This window comes from Streptomyces sp. NPDC017940, assembly GCF_044328435.1.
Taxonomy (GTDB): domain Bacteria; phylum Actinomycetota; class Actinomycetes; order Streptomycetales; family Streptomycetaceae; genus Streptomyces.
Map to the genome: position 1 here is coordinate 834,952 of NZ_JBIRHJ010000002.1, position 21,771 is coordinate 856,722.

Annotated in this window: 12 protein-coding genes and 1 pseudogene; 9 read left to right on the forward strand and 4 right to left on the reverse strand. The window is 73.0% G+C overall.

Annotation, left to right across the window (positions count from 1 at the left end; genetic code table 11):
• Positions 1-236: 236 nt before the first annotated feature.
• Positions 237-1,121 carry a metallophosphoesterase family protein gene (locus ACH4DX_RS09160; protein WP_398154606.1) on the reverse strand — a complete coding sequence of 295 codons (885 nt, stop codon included), beginning with the start codon at positions 1,119-1,121 and terminating at the stop codon, positions 237-239.
• A gap of 128 nt (positions 1,122-1,249) precedes the next feature.
• On the opposite strand from ACH4DX_RS09160, the gene ACH4DX_RS09165 reads away from it, so the two are divergent.
• The 8 genes from ACH4DX_RS09165 to ACH4DX_RS09200 all read left to right on the forward strand — a co-directional run bounded on the left by ACH4DX_RS09165 (position 1,250) and on the right by ACH4DX_RS09200 (position 15,850).
• Positions 1,250-4,468: an NACHT domain-containing protein gene (locus ACH4DX_RS09165; protein WP_398154607.1), complete on the forward strand. Its 3,219-nt coding sequence runs from the start codon at positions 1,250-1,252 to the stop codon at positions 4,466-4,468.
• Positions 4,469-4,801: 333 nt separating this feature from the next.
• The gene (locus ACH4DX_RS09170) at positions 4,802-6,961 is read left to right on the forward strand and encodes an ATP-binding protein (protein ID WP_398154608.1); all 2,160 of its coding nucleotides are present in this window, start codon (positions 4,802-4,804) and stop codon (positions 6,959-6,961) included.
• A 6-nt stretch (positions 6,962-6,967) separates the two neighbouring features.
• Positions 6,968-8,554 (forward strand): ABC transporter substrate-binding protein, encoded by a 1,587-nt coding sequence (locus ACH4DX_RS09175; protein ID WP_398154609.1) that lies wholly within the window; start codon positions 6,968-6,970, stop codon positions 8,552-8,554.
• Positions 8,555-8,804: 250 nt separating this feature from the next.
• Positions 8,805-10,010 carry a radical SAM protein gene (locus ACH4DX_RS09180; protein ID WP_398154610.1) on the forward strand — a complete coding sequence of 402 codons (1,206 nt, stop codon included), beginning with the start codon at positions 8,805-8,807 and terminating at the stop codon, positions 10,008-10,010.
• A 187-nt stretch (positions 10,011-10,197) separates the two neighbouring features.
• Positions 10,198-12,441: an aminotransferase class I/II-fold pyridoxal phosphate-dependent enzyme gene (locus ACH4DX_RS09185; RefSeq protein WP_398154611.1), complete on the forward strand. Its 2,244-nt coding sequence runs from the start codon at positions 10,198-10,200 to the stop codon at positions 12,439-12,441.
• On the forward strand, positions 12,438-13,823 hold the full coding sequence (locus ACH4DX_RS09190; RefSeq protein ID WP_398154612.1) for a hypothetical protein: 1,386 nt from the start codon (positions 12,438-12,440) through the stop codon (positions 13,821-13,823). The genes ACH4DX_RS09185 and ACH4DX_RS09190 overlap by 4 nt, the downstream gene beginning before the upstream one ends.
• Positions 13,820-14,968, forward strand: a complete 1,149-nt coding sequence (locus ACH4DX_RS09195; RefSeq protein WP_398114845.1) for a hypothetical protein — start codon at positions 13,820-13,822, stop codon at positions 14,966-14,968. The genes ACH4DX_RS09190 and ACH4DX_RS09195 overlap by 4 nt, the downstream gene beginning before the upstream one ends.
• Before the next feature lie 24 nt (positions 14,969-14,992).
• A complete protein-coding gene (locus tag ACH4DX_RS09200) occupies positions 14,993-15,850 on the forward strand; it encodes a phytanoyl-CoA dioxygenase family protein (protein ID WP_398154613.1) in 858 nt (285 codons plus the stop codon).
• A gap of 164 nt (positions 15,851-16,014) precedes the next feature.
• On the opposite strand, the gene ACH4DX_RS09205 is transcribed toward ACH4DX_RS09200, so the two are convergent.
• Both ACH4DX_RS09205 and ACH4DX_RS09210 read right to left on the reverse strand, forming a co-directional pair.
• A complete protein-coding gene (locus ACH4DX_RS09205; RefSeq protein WP_398154614.1) occupies positions 16,015-17,133 on the reverse strand; it encodes a Gfo/Idh/MocA family protein in 1,119 nt (372 codons plus the stop codon).
• A 103-nt stretch (positions 17,134-17,236) separates the two neighbouring features.
• Entirely contained in the window at positions 17,237-18,259 is a 1,023-nt protein-coding gene (locus ACH4DX_RS09210) for a zinc-binding dehydrogenase (RefSeq protein ID WP_398154615.1), read from the reverse strand.
• Between the two features lie 504 nt (positions 18,260-18,763).
• Between ACH4DX_RS09210 and ACH4DX_RS09215 the strand changes: the two genes are divergently transcribed.
• Positions 18,764-20,293, forward strand: coding sequence for a glycoside hydrolase family 3 protein (locus ACH4DX_RS09215; RefSeq protein ID WP_398154616.1), 1,530 nt, complete (start codon positions 18,764-18,766; stop codon positions 20,291-20,293).
• A 296-nt stretch (positions 20,294-20,589) separates the two neighbouring features.
• Here the strand turns inward: ACH4DX_RS09215 and ACH4DX_RS09220 are convergent.
• Positions 20,590-21,356, reverse strand: a pseudogene (locus ACH4DX_RS09220) (XRE family transcriptional regulator).
• Positions 21,357-21,771: the final 415 nt, after the last annotated feature.

Below are 21,771 nucleotides of genomic sequence, written 5' to 3' on the forward strand. Positions count from 1 at the left end.
GTTCACGTGTGCGGTCCCCTCGTGCGGGTACGGGCCTGCGCGCCCACTCTAGGACCGGACCCGGCCCGGTTCCATCGGCACGCGACACTCGGCATGCGGCGCGCGGCACTCGGCATGCGGCACGCGGCGCACGGCATGCGGCGCTCGGCGCACAGCACGCGGCAGGTCGCCGCAGAACCTCCCGGCCCCTCGGCCCCAGCCCCAGGCCCGCTCGGCCCCTCCGGCCCCAAGCCCCCTCAGCGCCTGGGCCGCAAACCCTCCACCTGCTCCGGCTCGGGCAGGATCTGCCACAGCCGTGGCGAGGGGTGCCAGTCGCGCTGCCACTCGCGCGGGTAGCCGACGGACACCTCCACGTGCCGCACGCCGTCGTGGGTGAGGGTGCGCGGGATGTGCAGATGCCCGTACACGACGGCCGTCGCGCGGTACCGCACGGGCCAGTCGGCGGTGGCCTCCGTGCCGCACCACAGGGCGAACTCGGGGTAGTGCAGGATGCGCGTGGGCTCGCGGACCACGGGCCAGTGGTTGACGAGGACCGTCGGCAGCTGCGGGTCGAGGGCGTCGAGCCGTTCCCGGCTGTACGCGACGCGGGCGCGGCACCAGTCCTCGCGGGTGGCGTACGGGTCGGGGTGCAGGAGCACCTCGTCCGTGCACACCACACCGGTCTCGTAGGCGTACTCGAGCGCCGCCTTCTTGGTGTGCTTGCCCTCGGGCCGGAACGTGTAGTCGTACAACAGGAACAGCGGGGCGACGACCACCGGGCCGCCCTCGCCGCGCCACACGGGGAAGGGGTCCTCGGGGGTCGGCACGCCGATGTCGCGGCACAGGTCGACGATGTGGCGGTAGCGGGCCTCGCCGCGCAGCCGGTTCGGGTCGTCGACAGGCGTCCACAGCTCGTGGTTGCCGGGCGACCAGACGACCGTGTCGAACCGCTCGGCGAGGGTGCGCAGCGCCCACTCGACGTCGCGCATCATCTCGCCGATGTCACCGGCGACTATCAGCCAGTCACCTTCGTGTTCCGGCCAGAGCTGGTCGACGAACTTCCTGTTCTCGGCATAGGCGATGTGCAGGTCACTGATGCCGAGCAGCCTCGGTGCCCGTCGCGGAGCGGCAGATGTCGTCACCACGCGAGGCTAACCGACGCGCGGGGCCCGTCGGCAGCCGTTCCCGGTGGCCGTCGTCGCCCCGCTGCGCGGGCGCCCGCTCACGGTCTAAGGTGCCGGGAAGCGGGTGTGCACGGCTGGGGGTGTGAGTGGACGCAGGCACGGTGGGGCTGCGGATCGCGTCGTCGGTGATGGTGCCGCTGGTGAAACGGTTGCTGCTGCCGCCCCCGAGCCGGCCGGGCGCGGAGTTCGGCGAGCGCCCGGTGCGCATCCGGCGCCTGCTGTCCTTCACCGGCGACCGGCGCACCCTCAGCGAGGCCGATCTCTACCAGCTGGCACGGGAGTTGGTGCGCCGCGCGATGCGTGCGGCAGGACCCCACGACCCGCCCATCGCACCCGACGAGCAGAACGCCGTCGGCTACGCACTCGGCCACACCCTGCGCGCCCTCGGCGACCTGGACATGGACGACGTGCAGGCCTTCGACCTCGGCCCCGAGAAGCTCGCCGCGGCCCTGGTGCGCGCCAGCGCCCCGGAGACCCGCGCCCTGCTCAGCGACGACGCCGCCCGCCTGCACGACCGCCTGCTCGTGACGGCCTGTCTGCACCTGGTCCACCAGTTCAGCAAGCGCCCCGGCTTCGAGGCCCGCTCCCACGTCGAGCTGCGGCGCGGTCTGAGCGAGCAGAAGGAGCAGATCCGCGTCCTCCTGGAGCGGCTGCCGACGACGCTCGCGGAGGACACCGACTTCGAGGAGCGCTACACCCGCTACGTCGTCGGCGCGCACTCCAGCCTCACCATCCACGGCGTCGACCTGCACGACCGGCGGAGCCAGGTCTGGCCCCTGGAGACCGCCTACCTGAGCCTGGAGGCCGTAGCCGCGAGGGATCCCGTCGAACCGGTGCCCGGCACGGCCAACGGCGAGGCCGACGGGCGTGCCGTCGACCCCGACCCGGAGTCCGAGCGCGCCACGGGCCCGGTGGAGGCGGCGCTCGCCGCACACGACCGGGTACTGCTCCGCGGCGTCGCGGGCACCGGCAAGACCACGCTCGTGCAGTGGCTCGCGACCACCACCGCGCAGCAGGACCGGGTGCCCGGGCATCTGCCGCAGCTCCTCGGCCGGGTGCCGTTCGTCCTTCCGCTGCGCACGCTGGCCCGCGAGGACACCGAACTGCCCGTGCCCGACCGCTTCCTGGAGTGGATCGACTGTCCGCTCACGGGCAGCGAACCCCGGGGGTGGGCGGTGCGGGTCCTCCAGGCCGGTCGCGGGGTGCTCCTCGTCGACGGCGTCGACGAGATCCCCGAGGGCGAGCGGCTCCGGGCCCGCTCCTGGCTCGCCAAGCTGCGCAAGGCCTTCCCCGGCAACCTCTGGCTCGTCACCACCCGGCCCTCCGCGCTGCCCCGGGACTGGCTCGGCAGCGAGGGCTTCCGCGAGTTCACCCTCACGCCGATGCGGCCCGGTCACGTACGCAGGTTCATCCAGCGCTGGCACGACGCCGCGGGCCCCGACAACGCGCTCGCCGCGACGCTGATGCGCGCGCTGCGGTCCTCGCCCGAGCTGAGCCGCCTGGCCACCAACCCGCTGCTGTGCACCCTCATCTGCGCGCTGAACCGCGAGCGCAAGGGCCATCTGCCCAAGGGCCGGGTCGCGTTGTACGAGGCCGCGCTCGCGATGCTCCTGGAGCGCCGCGACCAGGAACGCTATCTGCCCTCGCTCCTGGACCAGAAGTCGGCGACCGAACCCCTCAAGCGGCTCGCGTACTGGCTGATCCGCAACGAGCGCACCCGCCTGAAGCGGCAGGAGGCCGTCGACCTGGTGGAGCGGCTGCGCCCGTCCGTGCCGCAGCTCGCCGCGGCGGGCAGCGCCGAGTTCGTCCTGTCGCTGCTCATCGACCGCTCGGGGCTGCTGCGGGAACCGGGCGTCGGCGCGGTGGACTTCATCCACCGCACCTTCCAGGACTTCCTCGGCGCGAAGGCCGCCCTGGAGGACCACGACATCGGGGCGCTCGTCGCGCACGCGCACCTCGACCAGTGGGAGGACGTGCTGCAAATGGCCGTCGCCCAGGCGAGGCCCGACGAGCGCGCCGACCTCCTCACCCGGCTCAGCGCGCGGGCGGACCGCGAGGACGACGACACCGTGCGGGTGCGCCTGCGCCTGCTCGCCCTGGCCTCCCTCGATCACGCCACCCGACTCGACCCGGGCGTCCGCGCCGTCGTCGAGGAGCGCGCCGCCCAGCTCCTGCCGCCGCGGAGCATGCGCGAGGCCAGGGCACTCGCGGAGACCGGGACGCTGCTGCTCGGCCTGCTGCCCGAGGCGGCAGGGCTCTCCGGCGACGCCGAGGTGACGACCGTGCACGCGATCTGCCGCATCGGCGGCGACGCGGCCCTGGCCCGGCTGCGTGAGTTCGTGACGACGACGCAGCCCGCGGTGCGCACCCAACTGCTCGCCCACTGGGACCGGTTCGACACCGACGAGTACGCCGAGGAGATCGTCAAGCCGCTGCTCGCGGCCGGCGCGGGCGAGGCCGTCACGGTCCGCTCGGCGGCCGAGCTGAAGGCACTGAGCGCGATGTCCGGGTACGCACGCGTGGTGCTCCAGGGCGACTTCAGCGAGCAGGAGATCGTCGGCGCCCTGAACGCGGACAACCTGCGCGAGCTGCGCCTGCGCGGCAACGAGCGGCTGACGTCGCTGGGGTTCCTGTCGGCGTTCTCCGGCCTCCAGGCCCTCGCCCTGCACGGCTGCCACGCCATCAGCGACACCGCGCCGCTGACCCGGCTGCCCCTGCTCTCCCGGCTCACCCTCGCCGACCTGCCCCAGCTGGAACCGCTGGCCCGGCTCTCCGCGTGCCCGAACCTGGACTCGCTGCTCCTGGGCGCGGCCGTTCCGTGGCGCGGCCTGCGCGACCTGCCGCGGCCCGGCGCGCTGCGACTGCTCTCGCTGCCGCCCGACGCCGTCGAGCTCGCCGACGTCACCGCCCTGACCCAGCTGCGCGAGCTGCGGCTGCACAACGCGAGCGACCGGCTCAGGCCCGACGACTGGGACGCGCTCCTCGCCGACCTGCCCACGCTGCGCACCCTGCGCCTCTCGCACGAGCAGCTGAGCATGATGCTCTTCCCGCCGGGCGCCCGCATCCCGCAGCTCACCGCCCTCGAAGTGCGCTCACGGCCCGGCGCCACGGTGTCGCTGCGGCGGATCGCACGCCGCCTGCCGGGCCTCCAGGACGTTCACCTCACCCTGTTCGACACCGTCGACCTGGTGCATCTGGCCGGGCTTCCCGCACTGCGCCGGGTGCGCCTCGACTATCCGGGCGAGGTGCACCACGCGGACGAGCTGCCCGCGCGCGTGGCTCTCACGGTGCGCCCGCGCACCTGAACCCCGACGCGCCGCCCGACACCTCCGCGCCCCCTGTGCACCCCCCTCGTACCTCTCTGCGCACCCCTTTTGCACCCCCCTGCGGCCGGGCTCAGGACCCGCCCGCACCCCGCTCCCACCACGCCCTTCATCCGCAACCCGCGCCATGTCACAGATCCGCCGTAATATGCCCGATCCCCTGCCACGTAAGCCCTGGCCAGCGGATAGTGGTGGGTGTAACTTCATGCACCTTCACCGCAGTTGACGCCGGCATGGCGCCCCCGGGAGACCTTCGGTACCGGCGGGACGGGAAGCAAGCGGGAGCTGCCAAGGACGGGAGCGGAATCCGGCGAGATGCACACATCCGAAGCCCCTCGGCTGTACGCACGCGATCCGCTGCTCCACGGTCTGGTCCCCCGCCTCACGGGTCTCGCCTACGCCCAGCGCACCCGCGTCCCCTGGGAGCACGACAAGGACCTGCCGCTGGTCCTCCTCACCGGGCGGCACGGCATGGGCAGGACCGCCGTCCTGCGCGCCCTGGAACGGCACTACGCCGGGCGGCTGCCGCTCGCGTTCGTCGACACCGCGGAGACACCCCAGGTCGTCGAGCTCCTCGCCGACCTCGTGCGCTCCCTCGCACCCGACACCGGCCGGCGCTTCCCGCTGCTGCTTCCCGGCCTGCTCACCGTCTTCGCCGGGTACGGCGAACCCGGCGACCACGGCGAACAGGGCGAGCGCACCCGCACCACCCTGCGCCTCGCCCGCCTCCTGCTCGCCTGCCACCTGGAGTCCGGCTCCGAGGCGGACGTCGCCCAGCGGTGGGCGGGCCGGCTGCGGGGGCGCCTGGACGGCGGTGACGTGCGGGACGCGGTCCCGCAGCACGCCGGTGACGCCCGGGGCGACCGGCACGCCGGTGGCGCCCGAGATGACCGGCACGCCGGTGGCGCCCGGGGCGGTCGGCACGCCGTCGTGCGCGCGGCGCTCGCCGAGTACTTCGAGCGGTACGCGCGCGGGCGCGGCTCCGCACCCCCGCGCCAGTGGTACCAGGACCGGTACGCCGAGTCCGAGGGCGCCGCGGGCGCGGCGGCGGAGGACCACGACGGCCTCCTCCGGCTCGCCGACTGGTTCCACCGCGGCGGCGACTACCGGCAGGCGGCCGAGCAGACCCTCGTGCACGCCTTCCTCCAGGACATCACCGCCGCCCGCAGCAAGTGGCAGCGCCTGAACCGCGATCCGCGCCCCCTGGTCCTGCTCGACAACACCCACTCCCCCGCGGGCGAACGCCTCGTCGACCTCGTCCTCGCCTACCGCGCGCGGCCCGGCACCGCCCCGCACGACCCGCTGGTGGTCGTCGCCACCCGGCTCGGCGACGCGCCGGCCGACGCCGGGGACGCCGCCCGCCGCGCACTGCCGGACCTGGTGACCTCCACGCACTGGCGGCGCGCGGGACACGCCCCGTCGGCGGGCCTGCTCGTGGTGCCGCTCACCCCGCTCAGCCGCGACGACGTCCTGCTGATGCTGGACGCCGCCTCGGCTCCGCTGCACCCGTACCTGGCGTCCGCGCTGCACACCCTCACCGGCGGGCACCCGCTGGCCGCCGGTGTGCTGTGCGACGCCGTCCTCGACCACACCCGCGCGACGGCCACACGGGACTCGGCGCCGGGGCCGCCCGCGGGTCCGCTCGGCCCGCGCAACCTCCTCGAACTGACCACCGCCGACGGCGTGCCGGTGACCCAGGCGATCCTGGAGCGGCTGCTGCCCTCGCCGCACCAGCGGGCCAGGCTCGTACCGCTGTCCCTGGCCCGCGACAGCACGGCGGCGCAGGCACTGGCCGCGCATCTGCGCCTCGAAGGCCCCGAACAGCTGCCCGCGAACGCCGCCGCCGACTACCTGGAGGCCGAGCAGTGGCAGCACGACACGCCGCAGGACCGGCCCCTCGCCGCCGACCCGCTCCTCTCCACCCTGCTCGTGCACGAGGCGCGCCGCACCTCCCAGGGCACCGACTCGCGCCGCGGCTGGCAGGAGATCCACGGCTTCCTGCGGCGCCACCACACCACGCGCGGTGAGGACAGCGAGGCCGACGCGCTACGCCACACGCTGGCGGCCGGGGACGCGAAGACGGTGGTGGCGGCGCTGTCCGAGGAGTTCCAGTCGGAGCAGGACCGGCAGAGCGCGCTGCGCTGGCTGAACTGCCTGTGGTACGCGGCGACCGCACCGCCCCCGCCCGCGGCGGACTGGGACGACGAGCGCGCCGCGATGGCGGCGGGCGCGTTCGACGAGCGCTATCACGACATAGACGAGATCGACCGCTGCATCAACAGGCTGCTGCACGGCCTGTGGTACCTGTCCGACGCGGCCGCCGAGCCGGAGGCCGACCTGTGCGACGACATCGGAGCGGAGCTGGCGTTCCTCTCGCTGCGGCACCAGTCCTGGCGCGCGGTGCTGAGCCAGGCCGCCCGCACCTGGCCGGCCGCCGTCCGCGCCAAGCGTCCCCTCCCGCTGCCCGAACTGTGAGGAAGCATGTTCCTGAGCCGTCGCAACGGGTTCGGCCCCCTCGACAAGGCCGTCGCCGTGCTGGTGCCGCTGGTCCTGATCGCCGTGGGCGTGGTCGTGTATCTCGCGACACGCCCGGGGGACTGCGCCGGGGGCCTGGAGAGGCATGACGGCGAGTGCGTGGGCGTCACCGGCGAGGTGTTCGAGGCGAACGACGACATCGAGGCGCTGGTCGAAGCCGTCGCGGACGAGAACGCGCGGGTGGCGAAGGCCTGGTCGGCCCCGAAGCAGGGCGAGACGCCGATGCCGTACGGCCGCATCGCGCTGATGATGCCCTTCACCTCCGACGACTCCAGTGCCATGACCGCGGACATGATCCGCCGCGCCCTGGCCGGTGCGCACGCCGCCCAGCTGCGCGCCAACAGCAGCGGCGGGCCGCACTACCAGCTCCTCATGGCGCCCGACGGCAAGGACCTCGACGAGTGGCGCCCCGTGGTCGACGACCTCGAGGAGCTCACCGACGACCGGCAGACACCGCTGGTGGGCGTGATGGGCCTGCCGAGCAGTACGCCCGAGACCCGGGACGCGATGCGGGCACTGAGCGAGCGCCGGATCGCGACCGTGGGCCCGGTCATCACCTCCGCCGACATGAACGCCCCGTATTTCTTCAAGACCTCACCGAACAACGACCTGTTGGTGGATGCACTCGATCAGTACCTGAAGAAGAACAAGGGCCGGGGAAAAGGCTTCCTCGTCTTCGACAGCCGACCCGACGACGTGTACTCGCGCAATCTCCACCGGCTCCTGGAGAAGAAATTCGGTGCGAAGTACGGGCTGCGCAAGCGCTCGGCCTCGTTCCTCGGTTCGACGGGACCGGTCGCCGGCATCCCGCAGCGATTCCAGTCCGCCGCGCAGAAGATCTGTGTGACCGACTCCGACACCGTGTTCTTCGCCGGACGCGATCAGGATCTCCCGGCACTCGTGAAACGTCTGTCACAGGAGCCTTCCTGCGACCGCGACAACCCCGTGCGCATCCTGAAGGTCGGCATCGGCCTCGAACCGACCCTCACCACCGACGAACTCACCGCGATGCTGCGGGAAACACGGACGACACTGGTCGCCGCCGCGTCGGTGACGCCCGAATGGTGGCGGACGAAGAACGGCGCGCCCGTCGGACTCGGCGGCTTCCTCTCGGTCTTCGAGAAGATGAGGAAGCCCTACGACCTCGGTGCCAAACCGCTCGACGACGGTTACGCGATCATGTACCACGACGCCTTCATGCTCCTGGCCAACGCCTTCGACCGGTCGTACTCGGAGGCGAACGAGGGCACCGACGGCTCCACGGGCACGCCGTCACCGGTGCGGACACCGACGAAGGACGACGTGTACAACACCCTCATCGACGCGAGCATCGTCGACACCGGCGAGTCCACCCGCTGCATCGGCTGCCTACAGGGCGCTGCGGGCACGTACGGGTTCGAGAAGTCCTCGGACACCGACCAGTGGCCGGTGTGCAAGCCGGTCCCCGTCATCGAGCACCCGGCCGCGAAGCACCGGCGCCCGGGAACGACGTACCGGACCTTCGCGAAGACGTTCCGGCACCCGTGCCCCTGACGGACAGCAAGGGGGCCGACGGCCAGTCGGCGGCCAGTCAGCGGCCAGTCGGCGGTCGAGGGACGGCATCCGGGGATGGCACGTGACAACAACACGTGCCCCCCACATTGGCCTGAATCGACGACGCGATAGATGTTTACTCAACTTCCGGTTTGTCTAGACCCGTTGACACTTTAGGAAGCGCTCTCCTACTGTCGCCAAGGTCGCTCGGACAACGTAAAACGCAGCCCAAAAGCGCGTGGAGGCGTTCGTGAACAGCACTGAAGGTGCCCGCGATATCGGCCTGGCCGCACCCAAGAACGGCGACGGCCTCCCGGACGTAAGTCTCGATCAAGCACACTCACCGCAGAAAGTCATGGCGCACGGTGATCTCCTGCGGCGATTCGTGGCAGGCGAAGAGATCAAACCGGTCCACATGCGGATCGGCATCATGGGCGCCTGCAATATGCGTTGCAATTTCTGCAACTTCCATTCGCCGAACGAGGAGCAGTTCTACGACCTGTTCTCGTTCAAGGACTCCCTCACCACCGACAAGGCGATCACCCTGCTCAAGGAGTTCGCCGCGAACGAGGGCCGCGCCGTGACGTTCTGCGGCAGCGGTGAGTGCACCATCCACCCGGGTTACGCCGACATCTGCTACGCCGGGCACGATTCCGGCCTGCGCATCGGCCTGATCACCAACGGCTCCCGGCTCGGCCGCCCGAAGGTCGCCGACTGTGTCACCGCGACCCACACCTGGGTGCGGGTCGGCATGAACGCGGGCACGGAGGCCACGTTCAACGACATCACCCGGGACCGCGAGCAGACGTTCTCCAAGTTCATCGGGACGATCGGCCATCTGCGGGACAACGCGGTCGCGCCGGACTTCCGCATCGGCTTCAACTACGTGATCACGATGCAGAACTACCGCGAGATCCTGGAGGCGGCCCGCATCGCCCACGAGTCCGGTGCGCACTACGTCCGCTTCGAGCCGGAGTTCTACAGCGCGATGGGCCACGAGACCATCGAGTCCGTCATGGCGGAGATCTCCGGATCGCTCACCGAGGCCGCGGCCCTGTCCACGGACGAGTTCGAGGTGTCGGTGCCGAAGCTGGACCGTGGTCCCATGGACCAGGTCGAGGAGGTCGAGGGCGACTTCGACCGCTGCCACTACAGCCGCTTCGTGACGGCGGTCGGCGCCGACGGCCACCTCTACCCGTGCCCGCAGGTCCACCTCAACAGCCGGTACCGCATCGGTGACGTCGTGGACCTCGGCTATCCCACGGTCCTCGACGGCGGCCCGCGCGCCGAGTGGGAGGCCACCAACCCCAACCGCACGGACCTGTGCAAATCGTGTTTCTACCGCCCGCAGAACGAGCTCCTCGAGCTCCTCAAGCGCGGTCAGATCAAACTGGACGAGGCGCTGGACGCGTACGCGGTCGAGGTCCCTGACACCTTGCACGCGGACTTCGTCTGAGCCCTGCCCCCGCCCGCCCTGTCCCCCTCCCCTTGCCGTTACAGCCCGTCCGGCGTTTGAGGACGAGGCGCGAAGCGCCGAAAAAAGGGGGGCCCGGGGGCGCAGCCCCCGGTTCGGGAAGGGGCGGGCCAGGGGCGCCCCCGCGAGGGCAAGCCACCCGCACACTCACAGGAGCGATCGCACCCGCATGCAGACCACCCACGTGCGCCGCCTGCTCGGAGCCGAACCCACCCTGCGCCCCACTCCACCCCTCTCCGACGCCCCCGCGCACATCGCCTGGTCCCGCGGGGTCCGAGCGGTAGTGGAACGCCTGGCCCGCGTCGACCGCGCCCCGCTGGAGACCACCGCCGTCGACACCACCGTCACCGGCGGTCTGCGGCGCGAACACCTGACCCTCAGCTCCCCGGCGCGCGGCTCCTTCCAGGCCACCCTGCTCGCCCCGCCCGACACCACCGCCCCCGCCCCCGCCGTCCTGGTCCTCGGCGGCAAGAACGCCCGCCTGGAGCAGCTCACCGGCGAGAGCCCGCCGGACTTCCCCGACCGGAACGTCGCCGAGCACCTGGCACGGTCGGGGTTCGTCACGCTGACCTTCGAGCACGGGATCGGCGGCGGCCTCGACGAACAGCGGCGCGGCGGGCGCGAGGAGGGCGCCCTGCTGGCGCACGCCTTCGCCCTCACCGGTCGCTCGCTCCTCGGCGCCCTCGTCGGCGACACCCTGGGCGCCCTCGACGTCCTCACCTCGCACCCCCTCGTCGACGCCGACCGCGTCGGCCTGTTCGGGCACAGCCTGGGCGCGGCCGTCGCCCTGCACACCGCGCTGCTCGCGCCGCGCCCGCTGCCGGTGTGCGCGGCCAGCCACCTCGGCAGCTATCCGGCGCTGTACGAACGGCTCCTGACCGGGTACGAGGGCGCGGTCCTGCCGGGCATCCTGGAGTACGCCGACCTGGGCGACCTCTACGCCGCGCTCGCCCCGGCCCCGCTGCACCTCCAGTTCGGCACCGACGACGCCTACCTGGAACCAGCCGACGCCCGCGCCGCCGCCGACGTCGTCCGCCGCGGCTACCGGGCGGCGGACGCCACGGACCGCCTCGACGTGCACGAACTCCCCATGGGGCACGGCACACACGTACGGCACGCGGCGGACTTCTTCACCGGCGCCCTGGGTCGCGGAGCCGGAGCGTCCGGGGCCGCCGGGGGCGGAGCTGCCGGGGCCGGGGCGGTCGGCGACGTTCCCGCCCAGCGCGTCCACTTCGGCGTGGCCGAGCGCCGCGCCGTCCTCGACCGGGTGGACGCCGCGCTCGCCTCCGGTCACCTCACGCAGGGCCCGGGGCTCGCCCGCTTCGAGGAGCTCTCGCGGAGCTGGACGGGGCGCGAGGGCGTGGCGGTCGCCTCCGGCGCGGCCGCTCTGGAGATCGCCCTGCGCATCGTCGGCGTGGCGGGGCGCACCGTGCTCGTACCGGTCAACACGTTCTTCGCGACGGCGGCCGCGGCCGTGCGGGCGGGGGCGCGGGTACGGTTCGTCGACATCGAGCTCGACGGGCTCGGCCTCGACCCGGACGCCTTGCGCGCGGCGCTCGACCGCCATCCGGACACCGCGGCCGTCCTTCCCGTACACATCGGCGGCATCGTCGCGCCCGCGCTCGACGACGTGATCACGCTGTGCGAGCGGCGGGGAGTCGCCGTCGTGGAGGACGCCGCGCACGCGCTCGGCGCGACCCTCGGCGACCGGTTCGCGGGTGCCTTCGGGCGGTTCGGCGCGTTCTCCTTCTTCCCCACGAAGGTCGCGGTGAGCGGCGAGGGCGGCCTCGTGACCTGCGCGAACGCCGAGGACGCGGAGCAGGTGCGGCGCTGGCGCGACCACGGCAAGAGCGCCCAGGGGTCGACGCTGCACGACCGCCCCGGCGGCAACTGGCGCATGAGCGAACTGCACGCCGCCGTCGGCACGGTGGACCTGGAGCGGTTCGACGACACCCTGGCCGCGCGCCGCGCGCTCGCCCACGAGTACGACGAGCTGCTGGCCGACGTGCCCGGCGTCCGCGCCCACACGGTGCCCGCCGACGTGCACAGCAACTACTACAAGTACCTCGCCTATCTGGACGCCCCCGCGGACCGGACCCTCCTGAAGAAGCGGCTGCGCGAGCGGCACGGGGTGTCCCTCGCGGGCGAGGTGTACGACCATCTGCTGTGCGACCAGCCGTACTTCGCGTCGGCGGAGGCGACGCGTACCGATGGGGGTGCGGGGGCCGGTGTGGGTGCGGGTGCGGGGGCCGGTGCGGGGGCGGGGGCCGGTGCGGGTGCGGCCGTCGTCGGCGGGCCGTTCGAGCAGGCACGCTGGTTCGCGCGGCACCACATCGCCCTGCCGCTGTACCCGACGCTCACCCGCGCCGAACAGCTCCGGGTGGTCGAGGCGCTGCGGGGCGAGCTGTCGTGACGGCGCCGTACGCAGGGGGGCCCGAAGGGGAAGGGGCACAGGGCGGCGGGTCGCCGTGCGTCCACGCGTTCCGCAGGGGCACGTGGCAGCCCTCCCTGGACACCACCCCCCTGCCCGGCCCCGCGGGCACCCGCCTCGCGCTCGTCCCGCACATCGTCGCCCACGCAGACCGCCGCTGGTGGGACACGGTCCGCCCCGCCCTGCCCCCGCTCACCGACCGCCGCGAACGCGTCCTCGCCGCCCTGGAGTTGTTCCGGCACGGCACCGTCACGGTCGGCGGCATCGGACCGCAGAGCGCCGCCGGGTTCCGGGCGGTGCTGTGGGAGAGCGCGGGACTGCCCGGCCCCCTGGTCGACCGCTGGGGGGCGCTGCTCCACGACGGTGCCGCCCGCCGCGCGGCCGCCGCGCCCGACGAGGCGCTCGCCCTGGTGTCCCTGCCCGGCAACACCTTCACCTGCCTGGACTCCGTCCTCGACGAGGCCGAGCGGTCCGCGTGCGTCTGGGTGCGTCCCAGCCGCCGCGAGCCGTTCTCCGCCGCCCGCCTGGTCGCCGCCCTCCTCGCGGTGGGCTGGCCCCCGCAGCGCCTCGCCCTGTACCCCACCGAACAGCGCGTCCTGCACGGCCTGACCGGCCTCACCGACCGGCACGTGGTGTACGGCGGCGCGGGCCTCGCGGCTTCGGTACGGGACTCGGCGGCCCTCACGCTGCACGGTCCCGGACGCGGCTGCGCCCTGGTGCCGCCCGACCCGGCGCGTGCCGGCGGCGGTCGCGGCCCCCTCCCCCTGGCCGACACGGTGGCCTGGCTGCTGCCGCTGGTCGCCGCCGACTCGGGCCGGTTCTGTAGCAACGTACGCACCGTCGTCTGCGTGGACCACGACCCGGAACCCCTGGCGAAGGCCCTCGCGACGGCGCTCGACGCGCTGCACCCCGGGCCGGCCCCCGACCCCGCGGAACCGCACTGGCCGCTGACCGCCTTCCGCGACCCCGCGGAGGCCGACCGCGCCGTCGCCTCCGTACTCGACAGGATGCGCCCCGGAGACCGCGTCCTCACCCGCGAGCCCGCCCTCGTACGCGGCACGAGCGGGGACCTCTTCGTACGGCCGCTGCTGGCGCTGCTCGACAGCCTCGGGGGCGGCGGTCTCGGCGACGGCGGCACCGATGACGGCGGCCTCGGCGACGGCGGCACCGATAGCGGCGGCCTCGGTGACGGCGCCCCCAGTGACAGCCGCCCTGGTGACAAAGCGCGCCATCCGCTCGCCGGGCACGAAGTCCCCTTCCCCTTCGCCGCCGTGCTCGGCGCCACCGCCGACGCCGCGCGCGCCCTCGCCGACGACTCCCTGTTCGTGTACCGACCGCCGGTGGCACCAGGAGAACAGCCATGACCACCTCGCCCCGGGCGGACCACGCCCCGCAGGTCACCTTCGACACCCTGTACGACACCCTGCGCGAGCGCGTGCCCGAGCTGGCCGTGGACCTCGACGCGTGGACGCGCCGCATGATGCGCTGGCACTTCGAGCCGGAGACGGGCTCCCCGTTCTGGGTCGGCCGCAGGGACAGACTCGGCTTCGACCCGCTCACCGACGTCGACGGCTTCGCGGCCCTGGAGCTCTTCGGGCTCTTCGACAAGGGCGAGCTGCGGGCCGCGAGCGCCCTCGACCTGCGCCCGCGCGGCTACCGGGACCGGCCGTTCCGGGTCTTCGAGACGGGCGGCACCACCGGCGCGCCCTGCCGGATCGTGAACGTGACGCGGCTCGCGTACGACGTGGAGATCTACCGCACCGTCCTGGAGGCGCGCGGCGTCGCGGGCGGCGACGTCCTCGCGATGACACCGAGCGGCCCGCACGCGTACGGGCACTTCGTGGAGGGCCTCGCCGACAGCTGGCGCGGCGCGGTGTACGCCATCGACTTCGACCCGCGCTGGGTGAAGGCGTCCCTGCGCGCGAGTGGCGAGGTCGACGCGTACACCTCGCACCTGGTGGAGCAGACCCTCGCCCTGCTGACCGCCGAACGCCCCTCGCTGCTGTTCACCACCTCGCGGCTGCTCCTCGAACTCGCCATGCGGCTGCCACGACCGCTGCACACCTACGGCATCCGCGCGGTGTGCACGGGCGGCACCACGTGCTCCGCCGCCGAGGCCGCCTTCCTGCGCCAGGAGCACCTCGACGGCGTGCAGTGGATCGACACGTACGGCAACACCCTGGCCGGCCACGCCCTCCAGGCCGACGCGGTGCCGGGCGCGCCCGCGCCGCCCGGCGGCACCGGCCACTCCTACCACCTGCCGCCGCCCTTCGCGGTCCTGGAGGTCGTCGACCCCGCCGACCCCTGGCGCGAGGTGCCCGTGGGCGAGCGGGGGCGGGTGCGCGTCACCACCCTCCTCGAAGACCTCTTCCTGCCCAACCTCCTGGAACGGGACAGCGCGATCAGGACAGGGCCGCACCCTTGGTTCCCGTGGGAGGGCGTGGCCGCGGTCCAGGCCTTCCGGGACGGTCTGACCGGGCCGCACGGGGCCGTCGAAGGCGTCTACTGACCATCGCTGACGTTAGGACTCCTGGTGAATCTGTCGTCGAACGGCGTAGCCATACCCTTTTCCCCCGAGCTGTTCGGTCCGCTGCGCGCCACCGGTACCGATCCCCTGCCGGATCCGGAGACCCTGCGGGAGCGGCTGCACGCGGACGGCTATCTGTATCTGCCGGGCTTCCTCGACCGCGAGGCCGTCCTGCGGTTACGGGCCAGGTACTTCTCGCGGCTGCCCGCCGGGTTCCTCGCGCCGGGCACGAGCGCGCGCGAGGGCGTGTTCTCCGGCCGGGTGCCGGAGGGGATGCCCGAGCACGGCGTCGCCGGGCATCCCGCGCACGCCTTCGTCCGCTCCGAGACGTTCGACCGCTTCCTCGACGAGCCGCGCCTGCGCAAGCTGGCCGCCGACCTGCTCGACGGCGACGCCCTGATGCTGCCGCGCCGCATCCTGCGCCACTTCCACCGCGGGGTGCGCAGGGCCTCCCGTGCCCACGTCGACTTCGACTACATGAACGAGGGCTCGCCCCGGGTCGTCACGACCTGGATCCCGGTCGGCGACTGCCCGCCGGAGTCGGGCGCCCTCATCTATCTGGAGGGCTCGCACCGGCTGCCGCCCGAGGCGTACGAGCCCCTGCGGGACACCACGGACCGGCCGGGCGACCGCCGCCAGATCTGCCACGACCTGGAGTTCACCGCGCGCAGCCTGGAGCGCCGCTGGCTGTGGACGGACTTCGCTGCGGGCGACCTCATGGTGCACCTGCCCCGCATCATCCACGCCTCCCTCGACGCGACGACGGAGGCAATGCGGCTGTCCATCGACACCCGCTTCATACGCCGGTCGGACGCGCCGGACCGACGGTGGCTGCGGGCGTGGTCGGCGGACGATGGGGCCTGAGTTGGGGGGTGTTGTGGGGGGTGTTGTGGGGGGGTGGCTGGGCCTGCGCCTCGGCGGGCGGCTGGCCTGTGCCTTGGCGGGCGGCTGGCCTGTGCCTTGGCGGGCGGCCGGGCCCGCGCTTCGGAGGGCGGCTCGGGTGGCTGGACCTGCTCCGCTGGGGGCGCCTAGGCCTGCGCCCCGGCAGGCGACTGGACCTGCGCCCCGACGGGCGGTGGCAGTCGGACGGGGGCGCCGTCGGCGGCGGACCGCTCCGCGGCCACGATCACCTCGTCCACCAGGTGCCCCTGCGACAGGGGACACACCGGCGGCCTGCCATCGGCGACCGCTTCCAGGAAGTCGGCGACCAGCGGCTGGTGAGGGTTGGGGGCGGGCGGCAGCAGCCATTCCGCAGCCCCCGGCCCGCCATCCGCCGCCCGGGGTCCGCCCCCCGCCGACCCCGGTCTGCCTTCCGCAGTCTCCGGTCCGCCTTCCGCCGACCCCGGTCCGCCATCCGCCGCCCGGAGTCCGCCCTCCGTCACCGCGCGGCGGAGCAGACGGCCCGAGTCCAGAGGGTCGAGCGTATGGATCCAGCCGTCGCCGCTCACCTCGAAGCGGTCCGCGGGCGGCCCGTCGCTCCACTCCGCGAGCACCCGCGCCCGCAGGCCCGACGCCCACCGCAACTCCACGTCGGCCGACCGTTCGGCGCCCTCGGGGAAGCGGCGGTCCAGGCGGGCCCGCACCTCCTGCGCCCGCCCGAACAGCAGGTGCAGCAGGTCGATCCGGTGACTCGCGGCGTCGGCGAGCACCCCGCCCCCGGACAGGGCGGGATCCGTACGCCACCGCATCGGATGCCCGGGTCCGGGGTCGAACGCGCACCGGAAGCGCACCTCGACGTGTTCCGGCGTGCTCCCCCGCAGCTCCTCGCGGAGGCGGCGTACGGCGGGCGCGAGCCTGCGGTAGTACGCGACACCCGCACACGGCCCGCCATCGGCCTCACGCACCGCCCCCGTCCCCAACCCGCCTGCCAGCGGCTTCTCCACGAGTACGGGAAGTCCGGCGGCCAGCACCCGCCGCACCAGGGGGACATGGCGCACGACGGGCGTGGCCACGTACACCGCGTCCACGCCCCGGGTCAGCGAGTCCTCGTCGTCGGTGCCGCACGGCACCCGGTGGCGGGCGGCGACATGTGCGGCCCTGAGGCCGTCGCGCCCCCAGACGCGCACGGGTTCCTGTCCGAGCGCCCACAGCGCGGGCAGCACCCGCCGCTCCACGACATCTCCGTACCCGGCGACGGCCCATCTCACCGTCCCCGCCCCCACGCGTGGGTGCCGGGCCGCCACCGGTCACACACGGCACGCCCGCACCTGACAGGCACGTCCCGCACGGCACTCACGTCCCTCACGTCCCTCACGGCACGATCGCCACCTTCAGCGTCTCGGGCGGCGGCCCGTCGTAGGGGGCGCGTTCCGCGTCCGGGTAGAGGGACCTGCTCGCCGACAACTGCTCCATGGCCTTGGGGAGTTCCTCGAGTGCGTACGTATGGGTGTGCAGATCGGGCAGCCGCAACGTCTCCGCGCCGTGGCGCAGGAGACGTTCGGCGACCGCGAGGGCCTCGGCGCGCGCGGTGTCCACGGGCTCGGCGGAGCTGTGCACGCGCAGGCCCTTGCGTTCCCAGGTCACGAGGTCGACGGTGACGTGCGTGTCGACGTGGTGCGTGCCGAGCATGACGACGAGGCCGTTCTGGCGTACGAGACCGACGCACGCGTTGAGGGTGGTGGGCGTGCCGACGGCGTCGATGGCGACGTCGTACTCCTCCCCCTGCTCGGCGAAGAGCCTCCCCAGGGCGGCGAGGCTGTCCGCGCCGCCGTCGACTCGGTGCACGGCGTGCGCGCCCGCGCGCCGCGACCGCTCCAGGCGCCACTCGTCCAGGTCGGCCACGGTGACATGGGCCGCGCCCCGCCGCAGTGCCATGCGCAGCGCCATCTGGCCGACGGGCCCCTGACCGACGACGACGACCCGGTCACCGAGGCCGACGCCGCGCGTGGCGTGCACCGCGAGCGGCAGCAGTTGGAGGATGGAGCCCTGCTCGAAGGGGATCCCGTCGGGAAGGGCACCGACGGAGATCTCCCTGGCCAGGGCGTACTCCGCGTACCCAGTGGTGAGCGGGGTGCGCACGAAGACGCGCTGCCCGGCAGCGACCCGGGTCACCCCGGGCCCGGTCGCCTCGACCACACCCGCCACCTCATGGCCGTAACAGCCGGTGGCGCAGTGCTCCCTGAGGCCGTGGTAGTGGTAGTACGCGAGATCGCTGCGGTTGCAGACGCTGCACGAGCGCACCCGCACGAGGACCTGGCCCGGCCCCGGCTCGGGCACCGGGGCATCGCCGACCAGCCTGATGTCACGCCTGCCGACGAGTTCGTAACGCCGCACGGTGTACCTCCTTCGCCCGGCCCAGGTCGGGCCCTGCCGCCGGCACCGGCGGAGCCGCCCGGTGCGTGCCGTGCCTGCCCCGCTTCCCGGAATTCCCTCGCGTTCCCGGAATTCCATCGTGTGGCGGGGCGCCGTACAAGGTGGCCTCGGTGGCCGGTGGGGCCGGGGTGGCCGGAATGACGTCCCGGGCCGGCCCGTGGCCGGTGCCCGACCTGCCCGCAGCCGTGTGCCCCCCTGGTCCGTGACCGGTGCCCGACCGCACCTGACGCGCCCGCCCCAAGGGCCCCACGACGTTGCGACGGCTGCAACACCCCACTTCCAACTGCTGCTTCATCCTCCGTTTCCTGCCGGTTCGCACTCCTTGACAGCTCCAATTGGTCTAAGCCAACATCCGATTGGCCTGTACCAAGCCGCCCGGCGGCCCGACCACCGCCGAAGGCGGGCTCCAGTCCACCGACCGGCCCCACAGTCCGGTCTCCCACCACCGCCCCCGGAGGTCCCGGCATGGTCTCGAGCAGACACCCCCAGCTGGAGCAGCTCGCCAACTCCGTGCTCCAGCCGGGGTTCGTGGGCACGACGGAGGCACCGGACTGGCTGCGCCGCAGGATCGCCGACGGGCTCGGCGCTGTGGTGCTCTTCGGCCGGAACATCGTCGATCCCGCGCAAGTCGCGGCGCTCACCGCGTCGTTGCGGACGGAGAACCCCGACCTGATCGTCGCCATCGACGAAGAGGCCGGTGACGTGACCCGCATGGAGGCCTGGACGGGCGCCTCCCGCCCCGGCAACCTCGCGCTCGGCGCCGTCGACGACGTCGACCTGACCGAGAGCGTCGCCCGCGACATCGGGCGTGAACTGCACGCGGCGGGCGTCTCGCTGAACTACGCGCCGAGCGCCGACGTGAACTCCAACCCGCTGAACCCCGTCATCGGCGTACGGTCCTTCGGCTCCCGCACCGACGTCGTCTCCCGGCACACGGCGGCCTGGATCCGCGGCCTCCAGGCGTCCGGCGTCGCCGCCTGCGCCAAGCACTTCCCCGGCCACGGCGACACCTCCGTGGACCCGCACTTCGGGCTGCCGCAGGTCAAGGGCACCGCCGCGGAGATCGCGCGCACCGCCCTGCCGCCCTTCATCGCCGCCACGGAGGCGGGCGTACGCGCCATCATGACGGCCCATCTCCTGGTGCCCGCCTACGACCCGACCCTGCCCGCGACGCTCAGCCCGCGCGTCCTGAACGACCTGCTGCGCGGTGAGCTCGGCTTCGACGGCATGGTGGTCACGGACGGCATCGAGATGGGCGCGGTCACCGACCGGTACGGCATCGACGGGGCGACGGTCCTTGCGGTCGCGGGCGGTGCGGACGCGGTGTGCGTGGGGGGCGAGAGCGCCGAGCAGTCCACCGTGGAACTGCTCGCCGGCGCGCTGGTGAAGGCGGTGCTCGACGGGCGGCTGCCGGAGCGGCGGCTCACGGAGGCGAGCCGGCGGGTGCGGGAGTTCGCCGCCTGGTCCGGCGGGCGGGCGCGGGCGGTGACCAGGGCGGGCGACCGCTCGGACATCGGCCTGGTCGCGGCGCGCCGCGCGGTGCGGGTGCGCCGCCGCCCGGACGCGTCGGGGTCCCCGCTGCCGCTCACGGCGGCGCCGCACGTGGTGGAGCTGTCGCCGGTGATGAATCCCGCCGTCGACGGCGGCACCCCCTGGGGCGTCGCGGACCCGCTGCGCGACCTGCGCCCCGACACGACGTCCGCGCGCCTGACCCAGCCCGAGCTCGCCGACCACGACGGCACGGACGAGGTCCTCGACCGCGTGGTCCTCGGCCCGGCGAGCGGCAGGGCCCTGGTCCTGGTCGTCCGCGACGCGGCCCGCCACCGCTGGATGTCGGACACCCTGACCCGCCTCCTGCGCACCCGCCCCGACGCCCTGGTCGTGGAGATGGGCGTCCCCACGGGCACGACCCTCGGCGCCGTCCACATGATCACCCACGGGGCGACGCGCGTCTCGGGCATCGCGGTGGCGGAGCTGCTGGTGGGCGGCGTCTGACGCCCGGCCGGGGGCGAACGGATACAGGGTCAGGCGCCGCAGAAGGTCAACTGTCTTGAACGGGGCGGACACACTCGATGTCCGGAAACGAAGAAAGCCCCGATCAAGGGGCTGTTCTTGCTGGTGTCCGAGGGGGGACTTGAACCCTCGCCTCGGGCACCAGCTCATTAGTTAGCTGACCTGCGGATACACACCCACTGAACCCCCTTGAGAGTTGCGGGTGTTGGTCCTGCTCACCTGCTATTTCTGCCTGTTCCTGGCCGCGGTTGGTCATACGTTGGTCACGTAGCTAACGTCTACTCCGGAGGGCGGCTGTACCGCTCCAGAGTGGCCTTGCTGGTGGACGGGTCCATGAGCCGCAGTTCCCAGGGACCGGTGTTGACGTCGAAGTCCTTCCCGAACCCGACCCACTTCCCGGCCATGCGACGGCCCGTCGGTTCCACCAGCATCTGAATCGCCCCGTGGTAGCGAGCGCCTTGGTAGTAGCCGTCAGAAGCGGTCTGCTCCGTCCACGTACCCGTCACCACCGCCCGATCAAGAGTGAGGTCCAATGACAGTGGGCTGTCCGGATTGGCGCTCGCGCCGGGCAGGCTCCGGGCCGTAAGACGGTTGCCCGTCTGAACGATCACTACGTAGTGCTTGCCGTCGTAGGCACTGTCGCGGCCCGACGAGAAGTACTCGTACCGGGAGAGCCACACCCCGCCATACTGACCTGCGGACTCCATGACCGTTCCCACATCGCTCGACGCGTCAGCCACACCTTCGGATGCCGACTCCATGTCGTGCCCCCCCCTGCTCCATCGTTGTGCACTCGTGCCATGACAGACAGTGTGAACCCGAGGTCTTCTATACGACGCCCCGTGACATGCTCCAGGGCTCGGATGTAGGCCGCACGGGGTGATTTGCTTTGGCCCCCTTCCCAGCGCTGCACCAGGCGTTTGCCGGCGCCGTTGGGCTCGCCCAGATCGTCACCCGCCCTACGCAGGGCCTTTGCGAACTCTTCCTGGCTCGCAAACCCCAGAGCCACGAAGTGAAGGCGGACAGGATGAGTCGGTCGACGCAGTGGAAGTCCGGTACCCCAGTGTTCGACAGGGCCAGCCAGTTGGTTGGCGTGGTCCATCAGCAGCGAGGGGCCTTGGTGACCCTGAAACGACCGTCCGGGCTTCGCTGGGCCACCCGGGCCGTTGCTGTCTGGGCAGCCAATCACAGGGAAGAGATCCAGCTCAAAGCCCTGGCCCGGCACAACCGTAACGTGCGCGCCCTCGCCGCCATCGGGGGCAGGAGATGAGCCGGTTACGGAGCTGGAAGGTCACTCGCGACGGGCTGTTCTGGGGCGGGGTCCTGGTCCTGCTGACCTGGGGGACGTGCGTCGCTCTCCTGGTCATGGCGGCTGTCGGAAGGCGGAGTCGGCCGACCGGGTCAGCAAGTGCGGTGCGGCCCGGCCATTCGGCCTAGCTGCCTCCACCACCAAAGGAAGG

Coding starts and splice junctions, on each gene's coding strand:
- ACH4DX_RS09215 (WP_398154616.1), top strand. CDS start 18,764: ATGGTCTCGAGCAGACACCCCCAGCTGGAGCAGCTCGCCAACTCCGTG.
- ACH4DX_RS09175 (WP_398154609.1), top strand. CDS start 6,968: ATGTTCCTGAGCCGTCGCAACGGGTTCGGCCCCCTCGACAAGGCCGTC.
- ACH4DX_RS09185 (WP_398154611.1), top strand. CDS start 10,198: ATGCAGACCACCCACGTGCGCCGCCTGCTCGGAGCCGAACCCACCCTG.
- ACH4DX_RS09170 (WP_398154608.1), top strand. CDS start 4,802: ATGCACACATCCGAAGCCCCTCGGCTGTACGCACGCGATCCGCTGCTC.
- ACH4DX_RS09195 (WP_398114845.1), top strand. CDS start 13,820: ATGACCACCTCGCCCCGGGCGGACCACGCCCCGCAGGTCACCTTCGAC.